General features: G+C 40.8%; 13 protein-coding genes and 1 pseudogene. 1 reads left to right on the plus strand and 13 read right to left on the minus strand.

Translation table 11 applies throughout. From position 1 onward, the window contains the following. On the plus strand, positions 1 to 445 hold a 445-nt coding region (locus tag Q0192_RS07065), incomplete at its 5' end, for a C40 family peptidase (RefSeq protein ID WP_299288173.1). 72 nt (positions 446 to 517) lie between these two features. Here Q0192_RS07065 and Q0192_RS07070 read toward each other — a convergent pair. From Q0192_RS07070 to Q0192_RS07130, 13 genes and pseudogenes are all read right to left on the minus strand, one after another. Then, positions 518 to 1,132 (minus strand): DUF4142 domain-containing protein, encoded by a 615-nt coding sequence (locus Q0192_RS07070; protein WP_299288176.1) that lies wholly within the window; start codon positions 1,130 to 1,132, stop codon positions 518 to 520. A 137-nt stretch (positions 1,133 to 1,269) separates the two neighbouring features. Beyond that, entirely contained in the window at positions 1,270 to 2,178 is a 909-nt protein-coding gene (locus Q0192_RS07075; protein ID WP_299288179.1) for a WD40 repeat domain-containing protein, read from the minus strand. Between the two features lie 84 nt (positions 2,179 to 2,262). Further along, a complete protein-coding gene (gene hisIE, locus Q0192_RS07080; RefSeq protein WP_299288182.1) occupies positions 2,263 to 2,853 on the minus strand; it encodes a bifunctional phosphoribosyl-AMP cyclohydrolase/phosphoribosyl-ATP diphosphatase HisIE in 591 nt (196 codons plus the stop codon). Next, complete coding sequence (locus Q0192_RS07085; protein ID WP_299288185.1) at positions 2,844 to 3,359, minus strand: GNAT family N-acetyltransferase; 516 nt, start codon at positions 3,357 to 3,359, stop codon at positions 2,844 to 2,846. The genes hisIE and Q0192_RS07085 overlap by 10 nt, the downstream gene beginning before the upstream one ends. Positions 3,360 to 3,399: 40 nt before the next feature. Continuing rightward, the gene (hisF, locus tag Q0192_RS07090) at positions 3,400 to 4,161 is read right to left on the minus strand and encodes an imidazole glycerol phosphate synthase subunit HisF (protein ID WP_299288205.1); all 762 of its coding nucleotides are present in this window, start codon (positions 4,159 to 4,161) and stop codon (positions 3,400 to 3,402) included. A gap of 33 nt (positions 4,162 to 4,194) precedes the next feature. After that, a pseudogene (locus Q0192_RS07095) lies at positions 4,195 to 4,536 on the minus strand (endonuclease domain-containing protein); the annotation flags it as partial. Between the two features lie 52 nt (positions 4,537 to 4,588). Then, a complete protein-coding gene (locus tag Q0192_RS07100; RefSeq protein WP_299288208.1) occupies positions 4,589 to 5,338 on the minus strand; it encodes a 1-(5-phosphoribosyl)-5-[(5-phosphoribosylamino)methylideneamino] imidazole-4-carboxamide isomerase in 750 nt (249 codons plus the stop codon). 14 nt (positions 5,339 to 5,352) lie between these two features. Further along, positions 5,353 to 5,943, minus strand: a complete 591-nt coding sequence (gene hisH, locus Q0192_RS07105) for an imidazole glycerol phosphate synthase subunit HisH (protein WP_299288188.1) — start codon at positions 5,941 to 5,943, stop codon at positions 5,353 to 5,355. 81 nt (positions 5,944 to 6,024) lie between these two features. Then, positions 6,025 to 7,164 (minus strand): bifunctional histidinol-phosphatase/imidazoleglycerol-phosphate dehydratase HisB, encoded by a 1,140-nt coding sequence (hisB, locus tag Q0192_RS07110; RefSeq protein ID WP_299288191.1) that lies wholly within the window; start codon positions 7,162 to 7,164, stop codon positions 6,025 to 6,027. Next, entirely contained in the window at positions 7,161 to 8,210 is a 1,050-nt protein-coding gene (gene hisC, locus Q0192_RS07115; RefSeq protein WP_299288193.1) for a histidinol-phosphate transaminase, read from the minus strand. The genes hisB and hisC overlap by 4 nt, the downstream gene beginning before the upstream one ends. Before the next feature lie 87 nt (positions 8,211 to 8,297). Continuing rightward, a complete protein-coding gene (gene hisD / locus Q0192_RS07120; RefSeq protein WP_299288196.1) occupies positions 8,298 to 9,581 on the minus strand; it encodes a histidinol dehydrogenase in 1,284 nt (427 codons plus the stop codon). Between the two features lie 32 nt (positions 9,582 to 9,613). After that, the gene (hisG, locus tag Q0192_RS07125) at positions 9,614 to 10,465 is read right to left on the minus strand and encodes an ATP phosphoribosyltransferase (RefSeq protein ID WP_299288199.1); all 852 of its coding nucleotides are present in this window, start codon (positions 10,463 to 10,465) and stop codon (positions 9,614 to 9,616) included. A 199-nt stretch (positions 10,466 to 10,664) separates the two neighbouring features. Further along, positions 10,665 to 11,204: hypothetical protein (locus tag Q0192_RS07130; protein ID WP_299288202.1), on the minus strand; the 540-nt coding region annotated here is incomplete at its 5' end.

Here is an 11,204-nt window from a genome sequence, read left to right on the forward strand (position 1 = left end):
TGAACAAAATCAGTTTTCAATCGGTAACACAACTTTTGAATTGCTTCACCAATTTTTACCCGGTAAAAACAGTATCCTCGATTACGCGTACTCTTATTTAAACACGCCATATTTATGGGGAGGAAGGACACATTTTGGTATTGATTGCTCTGGCTTTGCACAGGCTGTTTACCGGCAGCAAGGCAATCAGTTAAAGCGCGATGCCTGGCAACAAGCGGAACAAGGTGAAGTTGTAGCTTTTTTACAAAGTGCTTTGCCCGGCGATTTGGCTTTTTTTGACAACGAAGAAGGCAGGATTGTGCATGTTGGGATCATGATCAACAACGAGCAAATTATCCATGCTTCGGGAAATGTAAAAGTTGACCAGATTGATAACCAGGGCATTTATTCTACCGAGCAAAAAAAATATACACACCGTTTGCGCATCATCAAACGCTTCTTTTAGCAGTAAAAAATCAGCAAAAAAAATGGAACACTAAATTAATAATGTTCCATTTTTATACCGGTAAAAGAAGTATTACTTCATTTTTTGATCAATGGCTTTGATCATGGATTGGTGCATTTTTAACACGGGCAAAGTTGTAGAAGCAAAAGATTTTACACCGGTATCTTTGCCGTCTTTCGATTCTTTTTCAAACATTTTTACGTCTTTATCGTGGTCTTCCACCATCGCTTTTACATAAGCTTTATCAAAATCTTTACCTGATTTTTTGCTTAGGTCGTCCATAATTTTTTGCTCGTCTTTACCCACAGTTGCCGGTAAAGTAATGTTTTTTTCTTTGGCAAGCGCTTTCATCTGGTCGTTTGCTTTAGTATGGTCGGTTACCATTTTAGCGCCAAAAGCTTTTACATCAGGGCTGGTTGCTTTTTGTTGTGCCATTTGGCCCAAAGCAACTTCGGCCATTCCACCGTTTGCTGCTTCCACTGCAAAATCGGCATCGTCTTTATCCACTTTCATTACACCACCGGCTGTTTTAGCTGTAGTGTCTTTTTTTGACATCATTCCTGAAGTGTCTTTTGCGGAATTAGAATCTTGGGCAACTTCGGTACTGTTGGTTTTGGTAGAACTGTTGCAAGCTTGCATGGCAAGGGCAGTAGCTCCGGCCAAAAATAACACATTTAACTTTTTCATAGTTTCTTCTTTTAAAATTGTGCTTAAGATCATTAATTGTTTCCATAACAGCACGAACAAGCGGATTGTTTATGTTATAAACATTTAATCTGGAGGAATTTAACCGAAAGGAAATTTTGGTTTTGAACCAGCAGTTTTTAAAAGCCAAATTCCCAAACCATCACCAATTTATCATCACCAACCGAAACCAACTTGTTGCCGTCCGCGCTCCAGGCAATTTTATTAATGGACAAACGGTGCGTGGCAAACCCTTTTTCCCTGCTGATGATTTTGTACAATTTAAAATCATCCGAACCCCAGATTTTGATGCTTTTATCCATACTTGCCGTAGCAAAATAAGGTTCGGTTGGATGAAAAGCGATTGAATTTACAGCAAATAAATGAGCAGGAACATTCTGGATTAATTCAAATGTTTTACAATCCCAAATCTTCAATTGCGCATCGCGCGAACCGGAAACTAAATAATTACCAAGCGGTGCATAAGCAACAGAAAAAACAGGTAAAGTATGGCCAGTCAAAGTTCTGATTGGTGTATAATCTTCCAAATCATAAATACGGACAGTATTATCGCGACAACCAAAAGCAACCTGTTTGTTTTCAGCCGAAACACTGATGCAACGAACCGTATCCGCAGCAACCGGAATTGTATGTACCAAACTTAAATCTTCTAAATTCCAGATCGAAACCGAACCATCTTCGCTGGCCACCAATAATTCTTTTTTATGCGAAACAGATTGAATATCAAAAATTGGTTTTAGGTGATGTTTTAGCGTTGGCAATAATTGTTGCTTCAGAAAATCAAACACCAAAACATCGCCGTTACGCAAACCGGCAAACAACAACGGAAAACCAGCCGGACAATGCAAAGCATAAACCGAAGTAACCACCGGAAACATCACTTTGATAAAAGCATTGGTTTTCGTGTTCCATTCTACCACGCCTTTATCGTTTCCGGCCGTAAAAATGATTCCTGGTTTTTGCGAAAAAGCTAAAGCAAATATCGGATTGGCGTGGCCGGAAAGTTCTGCTGTTTTTTCAACTTGCATTCAGTTTTCTGTTTTAAGTTTTAGGTTGAAAGCAAGGTTTGATATTGGTTTGAGTTTACATTCAAAACTTGCGATGGAAACAACTTACTTATGCCTGCTTTCCAGATTTTTAGCAATTTTTTCCAAACTAATATTCTTCTCACGAAGCAAAAATAGCAGATGAAAAACCAGATCGGATGCTTCGTTTACCAGGTCAAATTCGGTTTCGGCCAAAGCGGCAATCACGATTTCTACGCCTTCTTCGCCCACTTTTTGCGCAATTTTATTTAAGCCTTTCTGGCGCATTTTGTTAATGTACGAACCTTCCTGCGGGTTTTCGTAACGATCACGGATGATGTTTTCCAGTTCAAAAATAAAATTCTGGTTGTGTTCTGTAGCGAAACAACTGCGCGAACCGGTGTGGCAAGTTGGTCCGTCAGCTTTGGCTTTGATGAGAATTGTATCCTGGTCGCAATCCAAATATACTTCTTTTACATGCAAAAAATTGCCGCTGGTTTCGCCTTTGGTCCACAAACGGTTTTTGGAGCGGGAGAAGAAAGTTACAATTTTTTCGGCCTGGGTTTTGTCGTAAGCTTCCTGGTTCATGTAGCCCAGCATCAGCACTTCCAGGGTTTGATGATCTTGTATAATTACCGGTATCAATCCGTCGGCTGATTTCTTAAAATCTATTTCCATTCTTGTTTGGTAATTGCATAAATAACGCCCGGCTGGCAACCGCAGTCCTGGTCTTTCAGGTATTTCAAACCTAATTTTTTAAAGATATTAATGGAAGGTGTATTTTCTTTCATTGCGGTAGCAAAGATACAATCCAATTGAAGCCTTTTAAAACCATCGTCTAAACAAGCAGAAGCCGCTTCTGTAGCAAAACCTTTTCCCCAAAATTTCTTTTTTAAACGGTAGCCCAAATCGGTTTCGTTTTTTTGATCGAGGTACTTTAAGCCGCACCAACCTAAATATTCGTTGGTTTCTTTGTTGAATAAACTCAAACGGCCACAACTATATTTTTGGTAGATGTGCTGATAATTTTGAACGAAATTGAAAGCTTCAGTAATGTTTTCAAAAGATTTATCGCCGGTATAACGCATCACTTCCGGATCGTTGTTTAGGTCGAACAAATCCTCCGCGTCATCTTCGCTCATCTCTTTCAACAATAATCGCGAAGTTTCAATTAAAATAGGCATCACTAAATTTATGCTGATAAAAGAAGTATTCGGGTTGAAATTAGTAACGAACCTGCACCTGGTTATTTTTTAACGTTTGCTTTAAATCGGGAATTAAAATCTCGCCATAATGAAAAACGGAAGCAGCCAGCGCCGCATCAACACCAGCTTTTTGAAACACATCTACAAAATGCTGCTGGTTTCCGGCACCGCCAGAAGCAATTAGCGGAATGCTGATCTGCTCGTTAATCTGCTTTAAAAATTCGCAATCAAAACCAGCTTTTGTGCCGTCATGATCCATTGATGTTAACAGGATTTCGCCTGCACCGCGGCTTTCTGCTTCTTTTATCCATGCAAAAGTTTCGTGCTCGGTTGCAATCCGTCCGCCATTTAAATGAACCAAGTTCTGGTTGCCAACACGACGTGTATCAACTGCAATAACTACAAACTGAACACCGAAAGTTTTAGCAAGCTGATCAATCAGATCAGGATTACGAACGGCAGCCGAATTGATGGAAATTTTGTCAGCACCGGAGTTTAATAAAACATCAGCATCTAAAATTTCGTTGATGCCGCCGCCAATGGTAAACGGAATATTTACGTTTCGCGCAACTGCTTTTACCAGTTCTACCATGGTTTTACGGCGTTCGTGCGTTGCCGTTATGTCAAGAAAAACCAGTTCATCGGCACCTTGCTGCGAGTATTGCCATGCAAGTTCTACCGGGTCGCCGGCATCGCGCAGATCCACAAAGTTTACACCTTTTACGGTTCGTCCGTCTTTTACATCAAGGCAGGGAATAATGCGTTTCGCTAATCCCCCCAGCCCCCTAAAGGGGGAGTCTGCATGACGGTATATCTCTTCCAAAACTTTTTCTGCGTTGCTAAACACTTGTTGATTTGTAAACCTTAATACTTTTAATCCCTCGCTTTCAAGGAAGGTTTGTTTTTCGTGATCTTTTATTTGAACTTCTGGTAATTGGTGAATACTTCCATCCAACTCAATTACTAACTTGTGTTTATGGCAATAAAAATCTGCAATGTAATTTCCGAGCGCGTGTTGCCTCCTAAATTTTATATTCCTGTTGTTAGCCCGTAACTTCTCCCACAAAAATTCTTCCGCAGGAGTCATATTATGTCTTAATGCTTTCGCATTTTCAAATATTTTAGCATGAGCGCTTAAAAACAACTTCTTTTTCATTTAGTTATATCTACACTTGCTATTCAACTCCCCCTTTAGGGGGCTGGGGGGCTTACAAACTTGCCATCGCTTTTAAATTCCAATCCTTAATTTCTTCAACCGAAATATGGTTTTCGTAAATGGCTTTGCCAACTACGCAAGATTCTACACTGATTTCGCTTAATTTTTCAACGTCTTTCATCGAACTTACACCGCCGGAAGCAATTAGTTTGATAAAAGGCGAATGGTCTAACAGCTTTTCATAAAGTTCGATACCTGCGCCGCCCAGTTTTCCATCTTTATTAATATCTGTACATAAAAACCTGAAAAAGCCTAAATGCAAGCAACGATCTACATAATCCATCAACTTTACCGGCGAACTTTCCATCCATCCAGAATATTTAATTACTTCATCCAACACATCAATGGCAATCACCACATGATCGGTCAGGTTTTTTTTGCTGATAAAAGAAGTACTCAGTTCGTTCAGAAAAGTTGGATTGGTAATGGCTTGCGTTCCAACAATCACCCGATGAATGCCTGCACCAATCAACTCTTTTACTTTTTCAATGCTGCGCACGCCACCACCATATTGTACTTTCATAGCAGTTTTCCTGATTACATCAGCTAAATACTCTTGATTGCTAAAATCACCTTTAGCGCCATTTAAATCAATAATATGGATAAAATCAGTTCCGTTAGATTGATATCTTTCAATCATTTCTTCCAGCGTAACTTCATATTTTGTTACTTGGTTATAATCGCCTTCGCGCAAACGGACTACTTTCTTGTTCAGAATATCAATGGCAGGAATGATGTACATTTTATTTTTGAGCATTAAAGGTTGACAAAGTTTTTTAACAAAGTTTCGCCGGCAGTACCGGATTTTTCAGGATGAAATTGTACACCAAAGAAATTATCTTTACGGATAGCAGCCGAAAACTGAACGCCGTATTGCGTTGATGCTAAAGTATATAAATTATTGTGCTCGATAAAATAAGAATGTACAAAGTAAAAATAGGCATCGGCAGCAATGTTTTTGAACAGGTCTTCCGTTTCTTTCGGATGCACCTGGTTCCAGCCGGTATGCGGCACTTTTAAACTTTCGGCTTCTTTAAAACGAAGTGTTTTTACGGGAACAATATTGAGCAGATCAGCATTTCCTTCTTCCGAAAAAGCCGTAATTAATTGCATGCCCACACAAATTCCCAAAACCGGTTTTGTGAGTTGTCTGATTGCCGGAACTAATCCGGTACTCGCCAATTTTAACATCGCCGCACCCGCATGGCCAACGCCCGGAATAATATAACGGTCGTACTGCTCAAAATCGCTTTCCTGCGCAATCATGCCGTATTCAATTCCCAACCGATCCAAGGCAGCCGTTAACGAAAAAATATTACCGGCGCCATATTGTATAATTCCAATCATTTCTTTTTAGGTTAGAGGTGCGAGGTTAGAGGTTTGAGGTGTGAACGCTTGGCTCAAAACCTCTTACCTCAAACCTCGCACCTAAAGAACTCCCTTTGTACTTGGCAAAACCATGTTGTTCACATCACGTTTTACCGCCATTTTTATCGCTTTTGCAAATGCTTTAAAAATAGATTCTATTTTGTGATGTTCATTTTCGCCTTCTGCTTTAATGTTGAGATTGCATTTGGCCGCATCCGAAAAGGATTTGAAAAAGTGATAAAACATCTCCGTCGGCATTTCCCCGATTTTTTCCCTGCTAAAAGAAGCATTCCAAACAATCCAATTTCTTCCACCAAAATCTAAAGCAACCTGCGCCAGGCAATCGTCCATGGGCAGCAGAAATCCGTAACGGCCGATGCCTTTTTTATCGCCTAAAGCTTGTGCAAAAGCTTCGCCCAAAGCAATTCCGGTGTCTTCAATCGTATGGTGTTCATCAATATGCAAATCGCCTTTTGCATTGATTTCCAAGTCAATACTGCCGTGTTTTGCAATTTGATCCAGCATGTGGTCGAAGAAATGCAAACCAGTTGAAACCTTCGCTTCGCCTTTTCCGTCCAGGTTTAGTTTGATCAGAATATCCGTTTCTTTAGTTGTCCGCCGGTGTTCAATTTTCCGCTCGCCTAACTTTAAAAACTCGTAAATCTTTTCCCATTCTGCCGTTTCCAAAGCAATCACCGGTTTTAATTCTTCGGGATTTTGTCCTGAAAATTCTGATCCGCCTAAATTGGTTTGATTGTTTAACCAAATTGCTTTTGCGCCCAGGTTTTTTGCCAGTACCACATCGTTTAACCGGTCGCCGATCACAAAAGAATTTTTCAGATCATATTTTTCGGCATTAAAATATTTGGTCAACAAAGCAGTTCCGGGTTTGCGTGTCGGCGCTTTGTCTTTGGCAAAAGTGCGGTCAATCACAATATCTGAAAACACAACGCCTTCGTTTTTTAAAGTATTGATAATGAAGTTTTGTACCGGCCAAAATGTATCTTCCGGATAAACGATCGTTCCCAAGCCATCCTGATTGCTTACCATAACTAACTCAAAATCAAGTTCTTTAGCTATTTTAGGTAGAAACTGAAGCATATGCGGATAGAATTTCAGCTTGGCAAACGAATCAATTTGCTCGTCTTCCGGTTCCGTAATCAGCGTTCCGTCTCGGTCAATAAATAAGAGTTTTTTCATGCCGAAAATAAGCTCAACGTGTTAATTAATTGTGTGTTTTCTGCCGGCGTTCCAACGGTAATCCGCAAACAACCCTCGCAAAGTTCTACTTTAGAACGGTCGCGCACGATAATTCCTTTTTCTACCAAAAATTGGTAAATAATTTTTGGCGATACTGTTTTTACCAGTATAAAATTGGCGTCTGAAGGAAAAATATCAAGCACAAAATCAAAGTTTTTCAAAGCCAGCACTAATTTATCGCGCTCCAACAACGTTTCTTTAATCCATCGGTTTACTTGGTTGATATTATCTAACGCTTGTAAAGCTAATTTTTGTGAAGCTTCATTGATGTTATACGGAGGTTTCACGCGGTTAAAAACTTCAATAATTTCTTCGGAAGCAAAAGCCATCCCGATGCGTAAACCGGCTAATCCCCAAGCTTTTGAAAGCGTTTGCATCACCACCAAATTGCCGTATTCGGTCAGTTCCTGGATAAAACTTTTTTGCCGACTATAATTAATATATGCTTCATCAACCACCACAATTCCATCAAAATTAGCTAACAGCGTTTCCACATCTTCGCGGTTCATTGAATTTCCGGTTGGGTTATTAGGCGAGCAAATAAAAATCAGTTTGGTATTTGCATCTATTGCTTCCGCAATGCCTTCCATGTTCAACTGGTATTCAGCCGTAAGCGGAACGTTTTTTACAGCGATGTCATTGATATTGGCCGAAACCTGGTACATGCCATAAGTTGGCGGAACGAGGATCACGTTATCAATTCCGGGCCGACAAAAACTTCGGAACAAAATATCAATCGCTTCATCGCTGCCGTTTCCCAAAAAAATATTTCGAGACGGTACTCCTTTTATGGCCGTGATTTTTTGTTTCACTGCTGATTGTAACGGGTCAGGATAACGGTTAAAGTTTTCTGGAAGCGGAGAACCGTACGCGTTTTCATTGGCATCCAGATAAACGCTTGCTTCGCCCTGAAATTCATCCCGCGCAGATGAATAGGGCTTGAGGTTTTTGATATTTTCCCGAAGGAGGTTTTGGAGGTTAAACATGTTTTTTTGTTTTTGTGGGGTAGAGACGTTGCATGCAACGTCTCCAAATCCTTTGTTTTTATGCCAGAGACGTTGCATGCAACGTCTCTACATCCGTACCGTTACCGCATTTTTATGCGCTTGTAAACCTTCCAGTTCCGCTAAAATTTCTACTGTTTTTCCAACGTTTTGCAAACCTGTTTCTGTTAAATGCTGAAACGTAATTTTCTTTACAAAAGAATCAACCGAAACGCCCGAATAAGCACGTGCATAAGCACTTGTGGGCAACGTATGATTTGTTCCCGAAGCACTATCGCCGACACGTTCGGGCGTTAACTGTCCGAGGAAAACACAACCGGCGTTGATGATGTGATCGGTTATCGTTTGCCAGTTGTTGGTTGCCAGTATCAAATGTTCCGGTGCATATCGGTTACTGAAATCCATCGCCATTGAAAAAGTATCGGTAAAAACAGCATACGAATTTGCGATTGCTTTTTGGGTGATTGCTGCTCGCGGCAAAACCGGCAATTGCTTTTCCAGTTCTGCGATGGTTTCGTCAATCAGTTTTTTTGAGGTTGAAACGAGAACAGACTGACTATCAATCCCGTGTTCGGCCTGCGCCAATAAATCCGCAGCAACAAAAACCGGATTTGCACTTTCATCCGCAATAATCAAAACTTCGGAAGGGCCGGCTGGCATATCAATGGCCGTAACGGTTGTGGACTGAACAATAGTTTTTGCTTTGGTAACGTACTGGTTTCCAGGCCCGAAAATTTTATCCACTTTTGGGATGCTTTCCGTTCCGTATGCCATGGCCGCAACCGCTTGTGCGCCGCCAACTAAAAATACTTTTTTGATGCCCAACAATTGCGCAACAAAAGCGATGTAAGGATTGATTTTTCCGTTTTTTTGCGGCGGAGAACAAACCACAATTTCTTTGCAACCTGCAATTTTTGCGGGAATGCCCAACATCAAAAAAGTGCTTGGCAAAACCGCGGTGCCGCCGGGAATGTACAAACCAACTTTTTCAATTGGCCGCAATTCGCGCCAACAGGTTACGCCGGGCATGGTTTCTACTTTTTTTTCTTCGTGAACTTGGCTTTGATGGAATTTAAAAATATTTTGATATGCTGTTTTTATCGCTTGTTTTTGTTTGTCCGAAACCTGTCCGGCCAGTTCGGCAATTTCTGCTTCTCCGGTAAACAACTGGTTTAGAGTAACTTTGTCAAAAGCTAAAGCATAATCGCGCAAAGCCTGGTCGCCATTTTGCTTTACGTTTGCCAAGATGCTTTTTACCGTTTCGCGGATTTCGTTGCCGGAATCTGTATTGCGTAACGTCAATTGCTGTATTTCTGCTTCCGAAAGTTCGTTGTAATTAAAAACTTTTAACATCGCTCACCAATTTTTGCCTGGTAAAAACAGTATTACAAAATAATTTTTTCGATCGGCATCACCACAATCCCTTGTGCGCCTGCCGCTTTCAATTCGCTGATTTTATTCCAGAAATCACGTTCCGGGATAACCGTATGCACCGCAACCCAACCGCTTTCGGCCAAAGGAATCACACTCGGACTTTTTACGCCAGGCAGTAATTTTAGGATTTGATCGAGGCAATGTTGCGGCACATTCAACACCACATATTTGGTTTCTTTGGCGCGCAAAACCGATTGGATACGCTGGATCAGTTCCTGCACGTGTTCGTTGTTTTCTTCGCCTTTCCGGCCGATCATAACCGCTTCCGAAGAAATCACATCTGCAAAAGCTTTCAATCCGTTGCTTTTTAAGGTTCCGCCGGTAGAAACGATATCGAAAATCGCATCGCTCAAACCCAAACCCGGACTGATCTCTACCGAACCGGAAATGGTGCGGATATCTGCCTGTATTTGCTTCTCTTTCAAGAATTTATGCAGAATAACCGGGTAGGAGGTAGCGATGGATTTTCCTTCCAAATCGTTTAAAGTTTCAACTGCGCTATCGTTTGGCAATGCTATTTTTAGCGTGCATTTTCCGAAACCTAAACGTTGCAGGTAACTTACTTCCACTTCGGTTTCCAGGATTACGTTTTCGCCTACAATTCCAAGATCGGCAATGCCGTCTTGCACGTATTCCGGAATATCGTCATCGCGCAAAAACAAAATCTCCAGCGGAAAATTGGAAACCGGAGAAATTAAAGAGCTTTTGTAGTTTTCAAAAGAAAGGCCGCAGTTTTTTAACAGTTCAACCGATTTTTCGTTGAGGCGACCTGATTTCTGGATCGCTATTTTAAGTGGTTTCAAAGGATTTTGGGTTGGATAACAAAAAAAGAATTAATATTTCATGCAAAACAAGATCAAACTTGGGTAGAATGATGGTGGTGGTGCAGCGGTGTGAAATATTTTTTCATGTTGTTTTTCCCGGCTAAAATTTAGCGGTGTGCAAATATAAAAATACACGGCAATAAAAGAAGAAGTTATTGCTAAATGCTTCTTTTACACCCTATTTTTTGTTCAATTCTTCAAATTGATAAACTGCGCCATCGGGCAATTTGTACAATAATTTTAAGTTTTTTAAAGTTGAGATTTCCTTTTTGTTGAGTAAATCCGCTTCGTTAATCACATCAAACCAAACCAGATAACCCATTTGAACTTGTGCAAATTCCTGGGTTTGCCATGGGTAATGATGGTTGGGCAACAACAGGCAAGGCAGGCCGCTGAAAAAGTAAAAACCATCGCTGGAGTTGGAATAAACGGGTAAATTGGGTTTAAAAACCGATTGATGTTTGCGCAAGAATTTGGCAAAAGGCGAATTGTTCCAAGAATCGTCGGTGTAGCCGGGAACGCCGTATTCGTTTTCGGCGTAGTAACGCTCGTCGTCTGTTTTGTATTCCCGCCAAGGTAAAATTAAAAAGGCAAGTAAAAACAGCACGTTTACATAACGCAACTTTTGGTTTTTGTGCCGATGAAAAAACCCGAAAAGCCAACTGCTTCCGCCTAATAAAAACGGAATAAAAGCTGGCGCGAGCAAACGGTTGTTGAT

This window comes from uncultured Mucilaginibacter sp. (genome assembly GCF_937859865.1).
Taxonomy (GTDB): Bacteria; Bacteroidota; Bacteroidia; order Sphingobacteriales; family Sphingobacteriaceae; genus Mucilaginibacter_A.